Annotated in this window: 17 protein-coding genes; 14 read left to right on the top strand and 3 right to left on the bottom strand. The window is 32.9% G+C overall.

The features are described from left to right. Positions 1-5: 5 nt before the first annotated feature. Positions 6-1391: an outer membrane family protein gene (locus tag BKH44_RS00875; protein WP_180674069.1), complete on the bottom strand. Its 1386-nt coding sequence runs from the start codon at positions 1389-1391 to the stop codon at positions 6-8. 177 nt (positions 1392-1568) lie between these two features. Beyond that, the gene (locus tag BKH44_RS00870) at positions 1569-2441 is read right to left on the bottom strand and encodes an aspartate carbamoyltransferase catalytic subunit (protein WP_095269178.1); all 873 of its coding nucleotides are present in this window, start codon (positions 2439-2441) and stop codon (positions 1569-1571) included. A 91-nt stretch (positions 2442-2532) separates the two neighbouring features. Here BKH44_RS00870 and BKH44_RS00865 point away from each other — a divergent pair, with 91 nt between their 5' ends. The 9 genes from BKH44_RS00865 (at position 2533) to BKH44_RS00830 (ending at position 12575) form a co-directional block, all read left to right on the top strand. Further along, a complete protein-coding gene (locus BKH44_RS00865) occupies positions 2533-3018 on the top strand; it encodes a hypothetical protein (protein WP_095269176.1) in 486 nt (161 codons plus the stop codon). A gap of 7 nt (positions 3019-3025) precedes the next feature. Continuing rightward, positions 3026-3739: a TlyA family RNA methyltransferase gene (locus BKH44_RS00860; protein WP_095269175.1), complete on the top strand. Its 714-nt coding sequence runs from the start codon at positions 3026-3028 to the stop codon at positions 3737-3739. After that, positions 3705-4544, top strand: coding sequence for a bifunctional riboflavin kinase/FAD synthetase (locus BKH44_RS00855; protein ID WP_095269173.1), 840 nt, complete (start codon positions 3705-3707; stop codon positions 4542-4544). Before BKH44_RS00860 ends, BKH44_RS00855 begins: the two co-directional genes overlap by 35 nt. Before the next feature lie 191 nt (positions 4545-4735). Next, positions 4736-6679, top strand: a complete 1944-nt coding sequence (gene tkt / locus BKH44_RS00850) for a transketolase (protein ID WP_095269171.1) — start codon at positions 4736-4738, stop codon at positions 6677-6679. Further along, entirely contained in the window at positions 6679-9633 is a 2955-nt protein-coding gene (locus tag BKH44_RS00845; protein ID WP_095269169.1) for a type ISP restriction/modification enzyme, read from the top strand. Before tkt ends, BKH44_RS00845 begins: the two co-directional genes overlap by 1 nt. After that, the gene (locus tag BKH44_RS08920) at positions 9630-9815 is read left to right on the top strand and encodes a hypothetical protein (RefSeq protein WP_257842559.1); all 186 of its coding nucleotides are present in this window, start codon (positions 9630-9632) and stop codon (positions 9813-9815) included. The genes BKH44_RS00845 and BKH44_RS08920 overlap by 4 nt, the downstream gene beginning before the upstream one ends. A gap of 20 nt (positions 9816-9835) precedes the next feature. Next, positions 9836-9994: an adenine specific DNA methyltransferase gene (locus BKH44_RS08915; protein ID WP_257842558.1), complete on the top strand. Its 159-nt coding sequence runs from the start codon at positions 9836-9838 to the stop codon at positions 9992-9994. Next, positions 9991-10299, top strand: a complete 309-nt coding sequence (locus BKH44_RS00835) for a type ISP restriction/modification enzyme (RefSeq protein WP_257842557.1) — start codon at positions 9991-9993, stop codon at positions 10297-10299. Before BKH44_RS08915 ends, BKH44_RS00835 begins: the two co-directional genes overlap by 4 nt. A 50-nt stretch (positions 10300-10349) precedes the next feature. Next, positions 10350-12575, top strand: a complete 2226-nt coding sequence (locus BKH44_RS00830) for a PD-(D/E)XK nuclease family protein (RefSeq protein WP_180674068.1) — start codon at positions 10350-10352, stop codon at positions 12573-12575. Here the strand turns inward: BKH44_RS00830 and BKH44_RS00825 are convergent. Then, positions 12572-14035 (bottom strand): hypothetical protein, encoded by a 1464-nt coding sequence (locus BKH44_RS00825; protein ID WP_095269163.1) that lies wholly within the window; start codon positions 14033-14035, stop codon positions 12572-12574. The genes BKH44_RS00830 and BKH44_RS00825 overlap by 4 nt on opposite strands. A gap of 364 nt (positions 14036-14399) precedes the next feature. Here BKH44_RS00825 and BKH44_RS00820 point away from each other — a divergent pair, with 364 nt between their 5' ends. The 5 genes from BKH44_RS00820 (at position 14400) to guaB (ending at position 21018) form a co-directional block, all read left to right on the top strand. Beyond that, on the top strand, positions 14400-16664 hold the full coding sequence (locus BKH44_RS00820) for a DNA translocase FtsK (protein ID WP_257842556.1): 2265 nt from the start codon (positions 14400-14402) through the stop codon (positions 16662-16664). Between the two features lie 79 nt (positions 16665-16743). Continuing rightward, positions 16744-17538, top strand: coding sequence for a spermidine synthase (locus BKH44_RS00815; protein ID WP_095269160.1), 795 nt, complete (start codon positions 16744-16746; stop codon positions 17536-17538). A 2-nt stretch (positions 17539-17540) separates the two neighbouring features. Then, the gene (gene coaE / locus BKH44_RS00810) at positions 17541-18134 is read left to right on the top strand and encodes a dephospho-CoA kinase (protein WP_095269158.1); all 594 of its coding nucleotides are present in this window, start codon (positions 17541-17543) and stop codon (positions 18132-18134) included. A 73-nt stretch (positions 18135-18207) separates the two neighbouring features. After that, positions 18208-19563 carry an Asp-tRNA(Asn)/Glu-tRNA(Gln) amidotransferase subunit GatA gene (gene gatA / locus BKH44_RS00805; RefSeq protein ID WP_095269157.1) on the top strand — a complete coding sequence of 452 codons (1356 nt, stop codon included), beginning with the start codon at positions 18208-18210 and terminating at the stop codon, positions 19561-19563. A 9-nt stretch (positions 19564-19572) separates the two neighbouring features. Beyond that, positions 19573-21018: an IMP dehydrogenase gene (gene guaB / locus BKH44_RS00800; protein ID WP_095269155.1), complete on the top strand. Its 1446-nt coding sequence runs from the start codon at positions 19573-19575 to the stop codon at positions 21016-21018. Positions 21019-21026 lie beyond the last annotated feature (8 nt).

Genomic DNA, 21026 nt, shown 5'->3' with positions numbered 1-21026 from the left:
AATAATTAGAATTTTGTCCTGAAAAATGCCATTAAATGGCTTCTGTCTGATATATTTTTGGGCTGATTGGCAAGATTTGCACAAGCACCTGTTGAACTTGGACCGCTGCAACCGACTTTATAACCGGCTTTTGTTATATCATTGAAATATTCAAGTTTAAGTCCAATTGAAATATTTTTTTCAAAATCATAACCAACATTTAGAGCTAAACTTTGTTCATCACTCCTTTTGCTTGTCGTTAATCGTCCTAACAGCCCCCAAAGAAATCTTCCGTGTACACCTCCTGCATATAAAAAGCCGCTCAAGGCATCTTCGCCCATCATATCACTAATAGAGGAACCAATATCATAAGCAGATGCTGTCCAAAAGTCAATACCAATAGGGTTTCCATAAGTTCCTACTTGAGCATTAGCATTTTTGAAGTTTATGTAAATACCACCACCAACATTGTAGTTATCAATATCAAATCTTTGTTTGAGCATTATGGTTTGTCCATTTTTGCCAGTTGGGTTGCCGTATCTATAAACATCTTGGACTCTTTTGTCAAAAAAGGAAAATAGACCAATGAATGTTGTTTGAGACCTGAACCCTATGCCATTGAAATTTGGATTGGTATCATAGCCAATTTCAATACCTGGAGAGGTATAAGTTTTAGGTGAAAAATAAATAAAAGGGGCTGCTGTTATACCATTGTGATAATAAGTTGCTTTAAATGCATGAATACCTAAATTGATTATTTTACCTGAAGAAGTCGTATAAGTTTTTGGTGCATAAAAATCATAAACCCATTCATCATAAGCAAATCCTCTTCCATACGAGCTAAACCACCAAAGTTTTAAATCAGAAAATTTTGCGTAAAGTTCAAAACCTTGTGTATACCCACTTGAAAAATCAGCACTTGATTCATAACGACCACCCTTTATGCCAAAAACCCCATTATAATCATAGTCTAAATAAGCATTATAGATCACATAATTTCTTGTATTTGCTGCCATACCTGTATTTGTACTTGACCAAGAGGCATTCCCATCATAATGTGCCCAATAACCAGCATAATTATAGATAACAGATCCAAATTTTTGTCCAGTTGCTTGATCAATTAAATTTCTGGTAGAATCATAAGCCAATCCTCCTATTAGTCCTCCAATTCCTGCATTCAATTTATGCTCAGTCAATGTTTTTGGCAATAGATTCATATCAATTTGTAAAGAACCCACCATTGTAGTGAAACTTTCTGTTGGGTATTTACCTTCGGTTGAATTTATTGGCGTATGATTGAATCCATATTTAGTGAAGGATTCAGCTTTGCCTGTTATTGTATATTCAAATGCTTGAAGTGAAATACTTGTAAGTAATGCTACTGAAATAAAACCCAAAGATGATTTTTTCACATTAATCCTCCATTGTTTTAAATTGAATTATTGTATTTCCTAATACAAGGCTTTTATTCTTAAAATCATTACATTATACATAAAATTATTTTTATGGCTAGTTTGCTAGTGTTTTTTCATTTTATTGGTTTTTTCTTTGTGAATTTTTTACACAATTTTCTTTGTAAATTTTATGCTTTATAATAAAAAATGTTCCATAACAGCCATTCTTAAGGCAACTCCATTTGTTGCTTGCTGTAAGACTTTGCATCTTGGGTCTTTCAATACTTCATCTTCAATATCAATATTCCTATGTACAGGACCTGGATGGAGGATAATGATATTTTTGTCTTCTATCATATCTTTGGTGATACAAAAGTTATGAGCATAATCTTTGAGTGAGCCATAAGTTTGTGTATCATGCCTTTCAGTTTGAGTCCTTAGGCTCATTATGATGTCAATTTGATTGATAATGGATTTCAGATTTGAGCTTGTTTTTAGTTTAGTTTGGGGTAAAAAATGAGGTGGTCCTATCAAAGTGATTTCTAATCCATAGCGACTGAGTAGTTCAATATTACTATTGGCAACTCTTGAATTTTTTATATCCCCTACTATAGCAATTTTTTTGCCTTTTAGATTCCCTTTGAAGTGATTTTTTATGGTCAAAAGATCTAAAAGGGCTTGAGTTGGATGGGCATGAGCTCCATCACCTCCATTTATAATAGGGCAAGAGACATATTTAGCCAGGTGTTCTCCTGCTCCAGCATTTTTATGACGGATAATGATAGCATTTGGTTTCATAGCATTGAGATTTGCAGCTGTATCAGAAATAGACTCTCCTTTTGCAGTCGAGCTTTTGCTAACATCAAGTCTGACGACATTCGCACCTAGTCTTTTCAAAGCAATTTCAAAACTACTAAGTGTGCGAGTAGAATTTTCAAAAAATATTGTAACAACCATTTTTCCTTCTAAAGTGCAGGGATTGTATTCTCCTAGATAGGTATTGGCTTTGTCTAAAATCTGGTTGATTTCATCTGTGCTCAAATCAGTTGTTTGTATCAAATGCCGCATTTTTGCTCCAATTTTTTGTGATAAAATCTTATTATGATTTTATCGTATAAATATTAAAGAAATACTCTTGAATAGGAATTGGATTTTAATAATGCACAAAATATTTTTTTTGATTGCGCTGTTTTTTTTGGGTTGTAATAGTTATTATATAGATAGCTATAAGCCTGATATTATTGCAGAAAAAAAAATTCAAGCCAGCAGGAAAGGACAGATTATTAAAAATCAAAAACCTGTTGTCATTGCTGTTGCAACCCATCTTAATGAGGTAGATGATGTTGTTTATGGGGGTAGAGAATATTTTTTTGTAGAGATTTTCAGTGAAGATCAAAGTATTTTTTTGAATGATATGATTGATTTCACTCTTTTTAAAAAACCCCCTATCTGGGTACGTGAAATCAAAAAAGATGAGTTTGATGAAATTTTACATTCTTCTAATAAATGGAGTAAAGTTTATTTGATTGCTTTTAATAAGCTTGATCCACTAAGTTCTAGGAATGCAAAATTGATAATGGAAGTTTATGGTTTAGGAAAGATAGTGTTTGATTTTGCTTATCAAGCTATCCCTATGCAATTTTAGGAAAAAAATGAGATTAGATAATTATTTAGTAGAGGCAAAATATTGTAAAAGTAGAGAAAAGGCTAAAATGTTGATATTGGAGGGAAAAGTTTCTTTAGGGGATCGTTTGATTTTAAAACCTTCTTTTGAACTCCCTATTGATTTACAAGATTTTCTTGTTGTGGATAAATCAGAATTATTTGTTAGTCGTGGGGCACAAAAGCTTTTGGGTTATTTGCAAACAAATCAAATTGATTGCTTGGATAAACATGTTTTAGATGTTGGTTCAAGCACAGGAGGTTTTGCTCAGGTGCTTTTGGAAAAAGGGGCTAGGAAGGTAACTTGTGTAGATGTAGGTAAAGATCAGCTTGACTTGGATTTGAGGAGAAATCCTAAAATAAGATTATTTGAGCAATGCGATATCCGTGATTTTTTTTCACAAGAGATTTTTGATTTTATTGTGTGCGATATAAGTTTTATATCTTTGAGCAAGATTTTAGATGCTTTGGTTCGTTTGGGGAATGAATTTATTTTACTATTCAAACCCCAATTTGAAGTAGGTAGAGATGTAAAACGTAATAAAAAAGGTGTTATTTTTGATAAATTGGCTATCAAAACGAGATTGGATAATTTTTTAAATGAATTAGAAAACAAAAAATTGAAAGTTTTTGATGTGAAAAAATCTGTTTTAAAAGGAAAAGAGGGAAATGAAGAATTTTTTATCTATGCCAAAAAATTCTAAAATCACAGCTATTGCAATGGGTAAATTTGATGGTGTGCATTTAGCACATCATAAGCTTTTTGAGTTTTTGGACTCAAATGGTTGTGTGCTTTTGATAGATAAAGACAGGACTCCTTGCATTACTCCTTTTAAATTCAGAGAAAAACTAATTCCTTTTAGGACTTATTGGGTTCCTTTCAAAGAAGTTTATTTGTGGGAGGGGAAGGATTTTATCGTATTTTTATGTGAAAAACTTCCACAACTCCAAAAGATTATTGTTGGGTATGATTTTCGATTTGGTAGGGACAAAAATTATGGTGCAGATGATTTGAAAAATCTTTTTAAAGGGGAGGTTGTTATTGTCCCTGAAGTTAAGATTGATTCTATCCCATTGCATTCAAGTATTATCAGAGAATTGATTGCTTTTGGCGATTTGGCTTTGGCAAATAGGCTTTTAGGAAGGAATTATTTTCTTGAGGGTAGAGTGGTGTCAGGTCAAAATTTGGGTTCAAGAGAGCTTTATCCTACTATCAATATCAAGCATCGTTTATTTGTGTTGCCCGCTAATGGTGTATATGCAGCCTTCACACATATAAAATCCAAAATTTTTCCTTCAGTTTGTTTTGTAGGGAACCGTTTGAGTACAGATAGGAGCTTTGCGATTGAGACACATATATTAGACAGAGAAATTATTTTGGATGAAAAAAATATTCGGATTGAATTTGTTGCAAAAATACGAGATAATCGGCATTTCGAAAAACTAAGTGAGTTAAAAAAACAAATCACTCGAGATATAAAGGTTGCTAAAAAAATCTTAAAATATTGATAAAATCTATTTTAGAATATTTTAAAATCATAAAAACATTTTACCTCTATTTTAAATTTAATAATAGTAATTCAAATTAAAATTTTTTCTATTTAGATCTTAGAATCTTGGAAAAAATCAAATTTAATATATTGCTAAATCTTTAAGAGATAGAATTTCAACATCAAATCAAAATAAATGGGGATTTAGATATGGATTCTATACCGATTCAAGCAAATGATTTTCCTATGCTTTCAAAGATGGCTAACACGATTCGTTTCCTTTGTGCTGATATGGTTGAGTCTGCTAATAGTGGACATCCAGGTGCTCCTATGGGGTTAGCAGATATAGCTACTGTTTTATCTCATCATATTCATATCAATCCTAAGAATCCTAATTGGTTGAATCGTGATCGTTTGGTTTTTAGTGGAGGACATGCGAGTGCTTTGGTTTATAGTTTGCTTTATTTGTGGGGATTTGATGTTAGTTTGGAAGATTTAAAAAATTTTAGAAAAATAGATTCTAAGACTCCTGGACACCCAGAGTTTGGACATACAGAAGGGGTAGAGATCACAACAGGTCCTTTGGGACAAGGCTTTGGAAATGCTGTGGGGTTTGCTATGGCAGCTAAACATGCACAAAATATTTTGTGCAAAGAACTTATTGATCACAAAGTGTATTGTTTTTGTGGTGATGGTGATTTGGAAGAAGGTATTAGCTATGAGGCTGCTTCTATGGCAGGGCATCATTGTTTGAATAATCTGATTGTTGTTTATGATAGCAATGAGATTACGATTGAAGGGGATGTTGCTGCGGCGATGAGTGAGGATATTTCGTTGCGTTTTGAGGCACAAGGATGGGAAGTTTTAAAATGCGATGGACATCATTTTGATTCTATTAATTCTTCTTTTTTGAAAGCTAAAAATGCCTCAAAGCCTATTTTGATTATCGCAAAAACGATCATTGGAAAAAATGCTATTGGTCTTGAGGGAAGTCATAAAACTCACGGTTCTCCTTTAAGCAAAGGGGTGATTGCAGATTCTAAAAAGGCTTTGGGTTTTGATGAAGAAAAAAGTTTTGTTGTTCCAGATGATGTGGCTTTGCGTTTTGCAAATGTCAAAGAAAGAGGAGAACTTTATGAAAAGCTTTGGATTGAAAAACTAGAAAAATCATCCTTTAAGGATAAAATCTACAAAATGCAACATCCAGACTTTAAAGATATTGTTTATCCAAATTTTTTAGAAAGTGATTTGTTAGCTACAAGGGTTAGTAATGGGAAGATTTTAAATGCAATTTCAAAGACTCTTGATGGTTTTTTAGGAGGGAGTGCTGATCTAGCTCCATCTAATAATACTTTTTTAGAAGGTGAATTTGATTTTCCTAAGGGTAAAAATTTACATTTTGGTATACGAGAGCATTCAATGGGTGCTATTACAAATGGATTAGCTAATTATGGGTTATTTTTGCCATTTTGTGCGACTTTTTTTGTATTTAGTGATTATATGAGTGCTAGTATTCGAGTCGCTGCCATCATGAAAGCAAGAGTATTTTATATTTTTACTCACGATAGTATAGGTGTGGGAGAAGATGGAGCCACGCATCAACCAATTGAGCAACTAACTCATTTTAGAGCTATGCCTAATCTTTATGTTTTCAGGCCTGCAGATGCTAATGAAAATATCGCTTGTTGGCAAGTAGCCTTAAAATTAAATGCTCCTTGTATGTTTGTCCTTTCAAGGCAGGATCTTCCTGTTTTATCACTTGTCTTGCCTGAAAAAGTCAATAAAGGTGCCTATATCCTCAAAGAAAATCAAATGGCTAAAATCACTTTACTTGCTACAGGCAGTGAAGTGTCTTTGGCACTTAAAAGTGCTGCTGTTTTAGAATCTGAAGGGATTGATACAAGGGTGGTGAGTGTGCCTTGCTATGACCTATTGTTGGAACAAGATGATGAGTATATAAAATCTTTGTTTAAAGATAGCAAAGTCCTTGCTATTGAGGCTTCAAGAGGACTAGAGTGGTATCGTTTTGCTGATGAGGTTGTAGGGATGGATAGCTTTGGTAGTTCAGGAAAAGGCGATGAGCTTTTTAATCGATATGGATTTGATACTCAAAATATAATTGTCAGAGTCAAAACCCTTTTGGAGGCAAGATAATGATAGAGCATATTAGGGATTATTTGGTAGCTATCAATGATATTTCACTCCAATCTAGTGAATATCAAAAACGTGGAGCATTAGAAAATTTCCTTAAGGCTTTTGCCCCTGAGGGTGTGGTAATCAAGCACGAACCACCACGTGATAAAAGTGAGAATAAGGCAGGCTCACCTGATTTTTTGATTTTAAAAGATTCTTTGACTTTGGGTTATGTAGAAAACAAACGAGTGAATGCAGATTTGGAGGCAGTTGCCAAAAGCCCTCAAATAGCAAAATACCTTACTTTAAGTGATAATATCTTGCTCACTGATTATTTACGATTTTGCCTCATTAGAGCAGACAGTAAGGGCAGTGCTTGCATTATCAAAGAAGTGAGGCTTTGTAGTCTCAATGAGATAAATGCAACCATCAAAGCATTTCAAAAATCTTCTTTGAGTCAAAATATCGAACAAATCTCTAAAGATATAGATGAATTATTCAATCTTTTTTATTGCTACCAGCTAAAACCCATAGCCACATCTATCCAATTTGCCAATTCTTTGGCATTAAGGACGCGATTGCTTAGGGATTTTCTTTATGATTATAGTTCAAACTCTAAGATTTCAAGCCTTTATGAGACTTTTAAGCAAGGGCTTTATAAAGAGCTTGAATTTTATGATTTTTGTGATAGCTTTGCTCAGACCCTCACTTACAGCCTTTTTTTGGCTAAGCTCAATAACACAAGTGGCAAAGAGATTGATTTGTATAATGTCAAAAAGTTTATCCCGCATTCTTTCCCTCTTTTGCGAGCATTGAGCGGATTTTTGGAAAATCTTGATGATTTAAAAGATTTGCAATGGTTATTACAAGAAATACTCAATATCACCAACCACATCGACATCACTGCTATCATAAAAGAACTCAACCAGCTTGGTGAAAAAGATGAATTTGGTATCGTGCATAAAGACCCATATTTGCATTTTTATGAAACCTTTTTGGCTCAATATGATCCTAAGCTTCGTGAGCTTAGGGGTGTGTATTATACCCCTGCAGCGGTAGTGGATTTTATCATCAATGGCATTGATGAGGTATTGAGAGAGGATTTTGGAGAATCAAAAGGGCTAGGTTCAGCTCTAAAAAAAGAGTCCAACATCACGCTTTTGGATTTTGCTACAGGGACGGGGACATTTCTTTTGGAAGCATTTCGCAAGGCTTTGAGTTCTGAGCCTAGAAATTCTGCATATTTTGAACCTGCAAGATTGATAGAGAGATTCAAAGGATTTGAATTCCTCATCGCTCCTTACACGATAGCACATCTAAAGCTTTCTCAAACACTAAAAGAAGAGTTTGGCTATGAAGTAGGGGCAAAAAATGAAGAAGAACGGCTCAAAATCTTTTTGAACAACACGCTTAGTATCGATGATGTAGGCACTGATGAAAAGAGTGCCACACAGCTTTTTAGTGAATATGAGCTTGCCTTAGAGACAAAGTCAGCCCAAAGGGTCAAAAATGAGCCTATCCTTGTCATCACGGGCAATCCTCCTTATAATTATACAAGTGTGAATATATATGAAAAGGTTAGGGATTATTATGATTTTGGTGTGGATAAAAATGGTAAACCTATTAAAGAAAAGAATTCAAGAGGGCTTTTGGATGATTATGTTAAATTTATCCGCTTTGCAGAGGATAAGATAGAGTCTCAAAAAAGTGGAGTCATAGGCATTATTACCAATCACGGCTTTTTGGACAACCCTACATTCAGAGGTATGAGGAAGCATTTGCTCAATTCTTTTGATAAGATGTATTTGATTGACTTGCACGGCAATGCAAAGAAAAAAGAAAAATGCCCCGATGGTAGCATAGATCAAAATGTCTTTGATATCCAACAAGGCGTCTCTATCAGTATTTTTGTCAAAAAAAATTCTGCTGATAATGCACCCCCCCCCCCCCTAGAATCCAAGAATACAGAAGTCTATCATTATGATCTTTTTGGCAAACGCGATAGTAAATATGACTTTTTGTATGCCAATACACTCAGTAGCATTGCGTGGAATAAGCTCAATCCACAAGAGCCTTTTTATGTCTTTGTTCCCAAGAATGAAGCCTTAAAAAAAGAATACGAGCAGGGTTGGGGCATTAAAGATATTTTTAGGATTTCAGGCACTGGAATTTATACCAATAGAGATCAGGTTGTATTGCATAAAACAAAAAAACAAATTGAGCAATTAGTTTATGATTTTTGTAAAATGGAAAAAGATGAAATTGTTAAAAAATATGATATTGATAAAGATAGTCGAGATTGGCAAATCCAAAGAGCTATTGATTCGGTCAGGAAATCTGAACAAGATGGGAGTGGTCTGATATGTCAAGTTCACTATCGTCCATTTGATTTTCGTTGGACTTATTTTAATGGCAAATGTAGAGGTTTTATGGCATATCCAAAAGAGGAAATAATGGAGCATTTTTTACAAGATAAAAATAAAGCCCTATTATTTTCGCGTCAAGCTGTGATCAAAGATGAGGGGTTTAACTCTACTTTTGTGAGTGATAGGCTGGTTGATTACAATTCCATTGCAGGAGGAGGAGCGAGCATAAGCCCGCTTTATTTGCACAATACCCCTGATGCCAAAAAAAGCCTCAAAAAACAATCCAAGCAACCTGATGAACATCTCTTTAAAGATGATAAAACATTTGAATCTGATCCTTTTGAGGGCAAAGATAGGATAGAAAATTTCACTCCAGAATTTCGAGATTTTATAGATAAAAAATATGGAGAGCATTTTTCTCCTGAGGTGGTGTTGGGCTATATTTATGCGATCTTGTTCCATAAAGCATACAGGGAGAAATATTTGGATTTTTTGAAAAATGATTTCCCAAAAATCCCCTTTAGCGATAGCAAAGAAAAATTCTTAAAATTAAGCCAGCTAGGCTGTGAACTCATCGAGCTTCATCTCGGGGGGGGGGGCAATATATGAATATTGGTCTGAATGTAGTCAGACAAATGAGGCTACAAGGTGGATGGAAAAATGCGATGGTAACAAACACATTAGTGGAGTATGGCTTCAATATTGGCGGTTCTGGAGCGGGGTATATCTTCCCTCTCTACCTTTATCCAACCCAGAGGGCAAAAAAGCTACTCAAAAATACTTCAAAGTAAAAGAATGCTATAATATTGCGTTGGTATGTGATAGGGGATGTAAGCTTCAAAAAGTGGATAATATGTTTATCACGCAAGATATAGTTGATTACCATTTGATAGGATCTGGGAGCTATGCTTTCCCACTTTATCTATACCCGACTGGCTCAGCTAAAAAAACACTAAAAAAGGAGAAATGAATTTGGGAGAGTTGCCAGAAAACATTGGCGATCCATTTTATAAGGATGAGCAAGATAAAAATAGAAAAATAGAAAAAATTTCATACATTGAGAGTGAGAAAAAAATATTCATCAATAAGAGTTTGTATTTTGATAATGTATTTACAGAAGTGTGGGAATATAAGATTGGGGGTTATCAAGTGCTTGATAAATATTTAAAATCACATAAAAATGAAGAAATTGATTTGGAACATTTTTCTAAAACTATAAAAATTCTTCACAAAACTATTCAAATAGAATCTCAGATAGCAAAATGCGATTGGTAGATAGCTTCAAGGAAAAATCTCCTTTATATGTTTTTTCTACTAGGAGGCGGTTGAATGATTTTTATTTGAAGCAAGGCGATGGGTTTTTGCCTCAAGGATTTAGTGCAAAGGAATTTTTTACAAATGTCGTGGTTGTTAAGGCTTTGAGATTTATTCCAAAAAATATCCGTAAGGTATTCCTTATATCCATCATTTCAAAAATGCAAAATTTTTCTGAAAATTGGGTTTTTGAAAAAAGTTTTTTAGGGTATTTGGAGAGTAGTTCATTTTTGTTTAATTTTTTTGATGAATTGGCTTTGTTTTGTATTGACCTTGAACAGATACCTTTAAAGGATACTTATGGGGATTATGAAGAGCATCTTAATGTCCTTTTTGAAATTTATAGGTTTTATAATCAAGAATTAGAGCGATATGGATTTTATGATGTGCTTTATGGGAGGGATTATGAAATTTTGAGGGAATATTTTAAAGATATTTCTTGTGTGGAGTTTTATTTGGATGGTTTTTTATCTGTCCAAGAAAGGCAAATCTTAGAAAAAATACAAGAAATAGTGCCTGTATATTTGCATATTGAGTGTGATATGTATAATCAAGGGCATTTTGGATTTTTGAATGTTTCATTACAAAAAGACTATGCTTATCGTATTGAGCTTGCAACTTCTGAAATTTCTTTGCAAAAATCTTTAGAGCAGATAGGTGAAGTTAATATTTTTGGTTTTGCTTCTAGAATGTCTCAAGCTGCTTTGGTTTTTGAACGTGTGAATGAATGGCTAGGAGCTGGCATTGATGCTGAAAAGCTAGCTATCATTATACCCAATGAAGGTTTTTCAAAATATCTTAAATTATTAGATACTTATAATAATCTCAATTTTGCTATGGGTAAAAGCATCGAAACCTCTCCTTTCATCTCTGCACTCAAAATGAGGTTAAAATCGCTCAAAGAAGTCCATAATCGTATTGAATCAAATCCATTAGATATGCTCAAAACAGAAATTGAGATTTTGCTTGAAAATAGTACTGATAAAGAGGTAATGAGTAAATTTCATCAAGAGATTTTATTTAGTTATGAGAAGATTGCTTCTAGTTTTGAAGGTTTTGGCTTGAATGAGCTTTTGGAATTATATATTTTGGATTTGTTAGATTTTCGGATAGATGATGTTGGGGGTGGTAAAGTCAAAGTAATGGGTGTATTGGAGTGCAGAGGATTACATTTTGAGCGAGTTGTGATTGTTGATTTTAATGATGAATATATACCTGGTATCAAAGATAGTGATATGTTTTTGAATACAAAAATCAGAAAATCTTTAAAAATCCCCACATTAAAAGACAGACAAGATTTACAGAAACATTATTATTTACAGATTTTTAAGAACACAAAAAAAATTGATATTGCTTTTGTTGATAATGAAAATTCATCATATTCAAAGATGATTGATGAGCTTGGCTTGCAGGGAAAGATTGAAAATGGAGATGAAAAATATAGGATTTTTCCTTTCAATCAAGAGAAAAAAGTAAAACAAGAGTGTTTTATTGAATTGATGCCTAGAGATTTTATTTTTTCAGCTTCTAAAATAAATGATTTTTTTTCTTGTAGGAGAAAATTTTATTATAAATATTTAAAAAAAATAAAATCTAATGATAGTAATAGTAAAGCCAAAATTGGTGTCGCTATCCATCAGATTTTATTTGATGGGTATAGAAAATATATCAATGCACCTTTAGATATAGAAAAAATCAAAAAAGATTGTCTTAAACAGATTGATTCAATCAAGCTTGATTCTCTTGGAGAATTCTTAGATTTTGAGTTTAGCTTTAAGAGTCTTGAAGCATTTTGGGAAAATGAAAGCAATAGAGTTAAGAAAGCTGATATAGTAGTGCTAGATTGTGAAAAGACATTTGAGATTCAAATAGCTGGATTTCCCTTTAAGGGGGTCATTGATAGGATTGATAATTGTGATGGGGAGATTTTATTGATTGATTATAAATTCAAATCCAACCTCAAAGTTGATAAAGAAAAAGATTTAGATAGAACAAGTGATTTTCAGTTACCTGTTTATTTCTATGCAGCGAAATATTTAGGGTATGCAAATAATAATATAAAGGCATATTATTATGATTTAAAAGAAGGAAAAATGAAAGAAGAAGAGACTTTGGAAATAAAGGCTACTTTTTTGGAAAGTAAACTCAAAGTGTTTGAAAAAGAAGTTGATTTTCAAATGACTCATGACAGAAAAATTTGTTCATATTGCGATTATAAAGATATTTGTGGTATTTAGTCTTTTAGGGCGGCTATTTGCTCTTTGGAAACAATACTGAATTTTGTATTTTCATTATATTTTGATTTCCTTGCATCATCAATAAGTTGCTTGATATCAGCATCAATATAAGGATCAATATAGCCTAATTCAAATTTTTGTTGGTTTATATTAGTATAAAACTCACTATCTTTTTTTATGATGATAACAGTGTAGTGTTTTGAGATTGACATTATCTGGATTTTTAGACTCATTTCGAGTTTTTGATTGGTCGTAAAAATAAGAAATCTTCTTTCAAAAGTTTGTTTGTAATTGAAATAATAATTATAAACAACACGTTCATTCTCACTTAGTTTGGTTTTATCAAGAAGTCGAAGGTATTGACCTAAAAAAGTCATCGCACAATACGGATTATTAATATCATGTTTGAAAAACATATTTTTGATTGCTGTTGAACCCATCCCAAGTTTCCATATTTTATCATCTAAGTTGCTTGCACAAATATCCATTGCTTCTTTTGTTTTGTTGACTAAGATTTCGTGGAATTTCTTGAATACATTTTCAAAGACCTTAAAATACTCTTCCTTAAATCCTTCGGCTAATTTTGTAAGGTTTTCTAAAGCTTTATTGAGAATTTTAGTTTCTTCTTCGCATTTTGCAATCATATTTCTGATGCTTGTAAGTCTTGTATTGAGTGTTTTTTCATCATTTTTTTTATTTTCTAATTTGATTTTAATTTGTTTGGTTTCATAAATACAGTTTTTTACTTTATTGCTGAGTTGGAGTATTTTTTCTTTAGTGCCAAGTATTGCTCTGAGCACTCCTTTGTAATTATATTGCATATCTAAAAAGGATTCTGTATAAATTTTTTTGATATTGAGGTTTATTTGTTTTGTGAAGTTTTTGTATGAATATTCAAGGCTATTGAGTGTTTGTAAATCACCAGCAAAGTTATCCATTGTGATGTTCCTATCTGTAAAGACTAGATAATCCATAGCTTTTATTAAAAAACGTTTGATGTATAAGTAATTGATAGTGGAAGGATCATTAGTGTTATTTTCATTGATGACAAATTTAATGGTATTAAATTCTTGAACAAAATATGTTTTGAGGCAATCTTGGATTGAGGAATTTAATTCAATAGATTTTAGTGTAAAATAATTTGTTTCTTTGAATATTTTTTGTGCAATTTGATTGCGGATGTCTTGTTCTTTTTGTTTGAGCTCTTCATCAGTATTACTTTTCCAAAAATCTATTTCTTTGATAATACTTTCGGGTGGGAATTCTTGGTAATAAGATGCTTTTGCACTTGTGATAGAGTAGCCATTATTATCGCATCTAAATTCGACAAACATCCCTACCACTGGTAAGAATCTAGTGTCATGCCAACTTTCTTTACGGAGTTCAAATATTTTTTTTGATGCATTAGTTACAACCCCCAATCCTGTAGAAATTGAGTACCTTAATATTTTTCCATGCATTGCTTGATGATCCTGATTTTGTTTGTCTTTTTAAAAATAGGTATTATGCTATAATATAGGCAAAAAATACCTAAAAGGATAAACGATTAATAAATTATACCTATTTGTAATTTTTTGTGCAATACTGATATTTTTATCAATTTCAACAATAGTTGGTAATAGTGGAATTGTTGGTGATTTTGGTGTTGTATTTGCGAAAATAAATATTGAACTTTTTGGGTATATTGCATATTTTTATTTGTTATTTTTAATCTATCCGGCTTATTTTTTTTATAAAAATGGGAATTTAAATCAAAATAGAATTGAGTTCATTATTGCAGGTATTTTGACATTTTTTTCTTTATTGATTTTGCAAGCAGTTGTGATGGAAAAAGGTCAGGTTGGTAAGGGTATATTAGATTTTTTATATCCTTTTATTGGATATTTTGGTGTTTTTGTTTTGGTGTCTATAATGCTTTTTTTGTCTTATAGGATTTTTTTCCCAAATAATTTTTTTAGCTTATTGATGATATTAAGGGGAATATATCGAAATATACTGCTTTCATTAAAAACTTTTTTTGATAATCAAAAATCTTCTAAATTGCAAGAAGCTTTTTCAAAGCCATCTAAAAAAGATGAAGAAGAAATTTTTGAACCAACCTCTATGAGTATTTTGACAAGTAAAACAAAAGAAAATTTAGATGTTGATTTTGATGAGAGTAGTATCAAGGTGAGTTATACTCCTGCCTTTAATAAAAATCTTGAAGAAAAAAAGTATGCTGATATGGTGAGGCTTGTAAATGATGATGAAGGGGCAGAAGTCAGGGAAGTTAATGTTGAGCGGATTTTAGAAAGGAATAAAAAAATTTTTGAAGAGCTGAATGTTAAGCATTTTGAAGAACCACCAATTTTAAAATCAAGAGAGCAAAATCAAGATAATACTTTAAAGCAGGTTGTGAATGATTTCAGCCTAAATCTTTTGAAAAAGCAAAATATCCCCAGTGAAGAAAAAAATACTTTTATCTGCCTAAATGAAGGTAGTCTAAAACAAGAAGAAAATATTTTACCTTCAAAGGATATATCTTTTGAGTCTGCAGAAGAAAATATTTTAGGACTTCAAGATGGTGTTGAAGAAAATAAAAAATTCATTTCACATTCAAAGACAAATCCTTTTCAAAAGCCTTTGATTGTCAAAGAATTGGCAGAAAATAAACAACTTTTGGAAGAACTTGAATTTGGTGAAGTTGAAAAGCCAAAAGACTATAGATTACCAGATGTGAGTCTTTTACAAGTTGTAAAATCACAGCTTATTCAAGTTGATGAAAATGAGATTGATCAAAAAATACAAGATTTACTTTCCAAACTAAAAATGTTTAAAATAGAAGGAGATATTGCTAGAACTTATTCAGGGCCTATCGTGACAACCTTTGAGTTTCGACCTGCTCCTAGTGTTAAGGTTAGTAGGATTTTGACATTAGGAGATGATTTAGCGATGGCTTTGCGTGCTCAATCTATTCGTATACAAGCTCCAATACCTGGTAAAGATGTTGTAGGTATTGAAATCCCTAATGCAAAAACAGATATTATTTATTTGAGAGAAATTTTTGAAAGTGATTTGTTTAAAAATTCTGCTTCACCACTTACATTAGCACTTGGAAAAGATATTGTAGGCAATCCTTTTATTACAGATCTTAAAAAACTCCCTCATCTTTTGATAGCTGGGACAACCGGAAGTGGCAAGAGTGTGGGTGTGAATGCGATGATTTTGTCGTTGCTTTTTAGAAACTCTCCAGATAACCTCAAGTTGATTATGATTGATCCTAAAATGGTCGAATTCAGTATGTATGCAGATATTCCACATTTACTTACCCCCATCATCACTAATCCAAAAAAAGCTATTTCTGCTTTGAGTAGTGCAGTGAATGAAATGGAGAGACGATATAAGATAATGAGTGAATGTAAGACTAAAAATATTGATAAATATAACCCTAAAGCTAAACTTGAAGGGTTTGAGGTTTTTCCATTTTTGGTGATTATTATTGATGAACTTGCTGATTTGATGATGACTGGAGGTAAGGAAGCTGAATTTCCGATTGCCAGGATAGCACAGATGGGTAGAGCTGCTGGATTACATTTAATTGTAGCCACGCAAAGACCAAGTGTAGATGTCGTGACTGGCTTGATTAAGACCAATCTTCCTTCTCGTATTAGCTTTAAAGTAGGGTCTAAAATAGATTCTAGGGTTGTTTTAGATGCTGAAGGGGCTCAAAGTCTTTTGGGTAGAGGGGATATGCTTTTTACTCCTCCAGGCATTGGAGGAGTCGTTAGATTGCATGCTCCTTGGGCTTCAGAAGAAGAAATAGAAGAGATTGTAGAGTTTATAAAGTCTCAACGAGAAGTTGAATATGACAAAACTTTTTTGTTAGATGAAGCAGAGGTTAGTTTACCAACGATTTCTTTTGAAGGCGGAGGAGAGCTTATTGATGAAGCTAAACGTATTATTTTGCAGGATAAAAAAACTTCCATCAGTTATCTGCAAAGAAAACTTGGAGTAGGTTATAATAAAGCTGCCTCAATCATTGAGGAGCTTGAAAAACAGGGATTTTTATCTACTCCTAATTCAAAAGGTCTTAGAGAGATTCTTTATTAGGTTTGATTTTGATTGAAGTTTTATATAATTTTGATTAATATTTTGATTTTATAGATTTTCGAAAATAAGGATAATGACTATGTGGATCGCTCGACAAATAAGCCCAAATTTTCGTCAAGAATATACAATAGATACAAAAACACTAGATGCAAGGAGTACTGAACATATTCTTGAGATTTTTAAATCCAGTGATTTTGATGAAATAGCCGTGTTTGATGAAGAATATATAATGCTCAAAAAATACCTTTATGTAGAGAGTGAATTGTATTCTCATTTGCCTATTTGTTCACATCCTGATCCAAAAAATGTCCTTATACTTGGTGGTTTTAATCTTCAAATAGCTTTTGAATTACTAAAATATGAGGAGTTATGTGTAGATTTTGTTCAAAGTGATGATAAAATACTTGATTCTTTGATTAGTTTTTTGCCTGATTTTTCTTCTGTGGTGAATAATCCAAGATTCAATAAATATCATAGGGCTATTGACTTGGATGTCAAAAAATATGATTGTGTGATTTGTCTACATCAGCCAAATAAGCATGAAATTGATGGCATTCAAAGGATGTTGACAAAAGAAGGTATCTTGATTTTTGCCACCAAACATCCTTTGCTTGAATTTCATTCATTTAGAAGCATCCTTGAAGATATTGGAGGATTTTTTAGTATTGTGATGCCATTTTTTGCACCTTTATCTATTTTGGCAGATAAAGGATTTGTTTTTGCTTCTAAGAAATATCATCCTATTGCAGATATGTTGTTGCAAAAAATTGACATGTTGGATGGTTTGAAGTATTATAATGCAGATATCCATCAAGCTGCTTTTGTGATGCCAAATATTTTGAGTCAAAAATTAAAAGGTGTTATAAAAAATTAAAAATGTATTTGAAATATGCTATTGCTATGACTGGAAATATAGGCTCTGGAAAAAGTACTGTTGGAAGTGTTTTATCCTTGCTTGGTTACCATATTATTGATGCGGATAAAATTACACATCAATTGCTTCAAAGCCATCAAAAATATATTACAGATTTATTTACCAAAGATATTTTAGATGAAAATGGGGATATCGATAGGAAAAAATTAGGCAAGATTATTTTTTCTAATAATATAGCTAGAAAGCAATTGGAAGTATTTTTACATCCTAAGATTCGTATTGAGATTTATCATCAAGCCTTGGAGCTTGAAAAATATTGTAAACATTATTTTTTAGATATTCCTTTGTTTTTTGAGGTTGGAGGAAGAAAAACTTATAATGTTGGTAAAGTGTTGCTTGTTTATGCTTCTTTGGAAGTTAGGAAACAAAGGATTATGCTTAGAGATTCTATGGATATTCAAGAGGCAACTAGAAGGATTGAAGCTCAAATGGATGCTGAACATAAAAAAACTCAAAGTGATTATATTATTGACAATACAAAAGGCTTGAAAGAACTCCAAAAAGAAGTTGAAAATTTTTTACTGACTTTGTCTTAACATTTTTTTATAAGCAATAAAACCTTATAATTATTTAGTCAGTAGAATCAATCTGGTTTATAAGGATACAATGATGATTACTTTAAAAAAAGCTCTTTCGCTTTCTCAAGAGGAGTTAAAAGAAATTAAATTACAAATCAATCAAAAAATAAAAGAAAAAGTGGAGTTAAACGCTTATATTGGTCAACCAGAAAATCATACATATGATGGTGTGCCTATTTTAATTAAAGATAATATCAATGTAAAAGATTGGGAAATCACTTGTGCAAGCAAGATTTTGAAGGGTTATATTGCTCCTTACAATGCTGGGGTCATTGAAAGATTATATGAAAATGGAATGTGTCCTTATGGAAGGGCAAATATGGATGAATTTGCTATGGGGAGTACTACAGAATCAAGTTGTTATGGGAAAACTAAAAATCCTCGTGATATGTCTAGAGTACCTGGTGGTAGTTCAGGTGGCAGTGCTGCAGCGGTGGCAGGTGGTTTAGCTATAGCTGCTTTGGGTAGTGATACTGGAGGTTCTATCAGACAACCAGCAGGATTTTGTGGATGTGTCGGATTGAAGCCTACTTATGGTAGGGTGAGTCGTTATGGACTTGTTGCTTATAGTTCAAGTCTAGATCAGATTGGTCCTATTGCTCAAAATGTTGAAGATTGTGCTATTTTATTTGATGCCATTAGTGGACATGATAAAAAAGATTCTACAAGTGCTCAAATGCCTGCTACCCAAACTTTTTCAAAACTTGATAGTGATAAACGTTTCAAGATAGCTATCCTTCAAGATCAGTTAAAAAATGCAGATATTGAAATCCAAAAAGCTTATGAAGCTACTATAAAAATATTAGAGTCAATGGGACATCAGGTTGTTTCTAAGACAATGTTAGATACTCATTATCATATTTCTGCTTATTATATTATCTGTACAGCAGAAGCTTGTTCAAATCTAGCAAGATTTGATGGTGTCAGGTATGGTGATAGGAGAGGAGCTGATTCTTTAAAAGATCTTTATATTAAGACACGTAGTGAAGGATTTGGTGAAGAGGTTAAAAGACGTATTATGCTTGGGAATTTTGTCTTGAGTAGCGGTTATTATGATGCTTATTATCTGAAAGCTCAGAAAATAAGAAAAGTCATCAAAAGACAATATGAAGAGATTTTTAATGATGCAGATTTGATACTTTCCCCTATTGCTCCAAATATAGCTCCTGAGTTTGGAAGTATCCATTCCCCACTTGAAATGTATTTGAGCGATATATATACAATTGGTGTAAATCTGGCTGGATTACCCTCTGTTTCTCTGCCTATAGCAAAGTCGAAAGAAGGCTTGCCTATAGGAATGCAGTTGATCGGAAGAAGTTTTGATGAGCAGAGTATTTTGGATGCTGCTTATGGATTGGAACAGATTTTAGAGATAAAATTTGATTAGGAGAAAAAAATGAAACCCATACAAAAGGCTTTGACTTTTGAAGATATTTTACTCGTGCCTAGTTATTCTGAAGTGTTGCCAAAAGAGGTTTGTGTTGTTTCTAAATTGACAAAAAATATTTCACTCAATATTCCTTTTGTGAGTGCAGCTATGGATACAGTGACTGAGTATAAAACGGCAATTGCTATGGCGAGATTGGGTGGTATTGGGATTATTCATAAAAATATGGATATTGCTTCTCAAGTCGCAGAGATAAAAAAAGTCAAAAAAAGTGAAAGTGGGGTTATCACTGATCCTATTTATATCTATGCTAATAGGAGTTTGGCTGATGCGAAGGCTATTACTGATATTTATAAGATTTCAGGTGTACCTGTAGTTGATGATAATGGGCTTTTGATAGGAATTTTGACCAATAGAGATGTGAGGTTTGAGACCGATTTGAGTAAAAAAGTCGGAGATGTGATGACAAAAGCTCCTTTAATCACTGCATCAGTAGGTATAAGTTTAGAAGAAGCTAGAGAAATAATGCATAAACATAGGATAGAAAAACTTCCTATTGTTGATGAGGAAAATAATTTAAAAGGTTTGATTACCATAAAAGATATCCAAAAACGTATTGAATATCCCAATGCAAACAAAGACGAATTAGGAAGGCTTAGGGTAGGGGCTGCTATTGGTGTCAATCAGCTTGATAGGGCAGAGGCTTTAATTCAGGCAGGTGTAGATGTTTTGGTTCTTGATAGTGCACATGGGCATTCCATCAATGTTATAAGGACATTAGAAAATATTAAGAATAAATTCAATATTGATATTATTGTGGGGAATGTTGTGACTTCAAAAGCAACTCAAGATCTTATCAAAGCAGGAGCTGATGCTATCAAGGTAGGTATTGGTCCTGGAAGTATTTGCACTACTAGGATTGTAGCAGGGGTAGGGATGCCTCAAATTTCTGCTATTGATGCTTGTTCAAATATGGCTTCAAAGCATGGTATTCCTATCATTGCTGATGGAGGTATAAAATATTCTGGAGATATCGCAAAAGCACTTGCTGTAGGTGCTTCTAGTGTAATGATAGGTAGTTTATTGGCAGGCACTGAAGAATCGCCGGGTGATTTGATGATTTATCAAGGTCGACAATACAAAAGTTATCGTGGTATGGGTAGCATTGGAGCGATGACAAAGGGAAGTTCAGATAGATATTTTCAAGAGGGTACTGCTAAAGAAAAGCTTGTGCCTGAAGGTATTGAGGCAAGAGTGCCTTATAGGGGTAAGATTTCAGATATAATCCATCAGCTTGTAGGTGGTTTACGTTCTTCAATGGGGTATTTGGGTAGTAAGAATATTGAAGATTTATGGGAAAAGACTGAATTTGTAGAGATTACATCTGCAGGCTTGAGAGAGTCTCATGTCCACGATGTGGATATTACAAAAGAAGCTCCAAATTATCATGGATGATTTTTACG

This window comes from Helicobacter sp. 13S00477-4 (assembly GCF_002272785.1).
In the GTDB taxonomy this organism is placed as follows: domain Bacteria; phylum Campylobacterota; class Campylobacteria; order Campylobacterales; family Helicobacteraceae; genus Helicobacter_J.
This window is presented reverse-complemented; position numbering and strand designations above follow the sequence as displayed.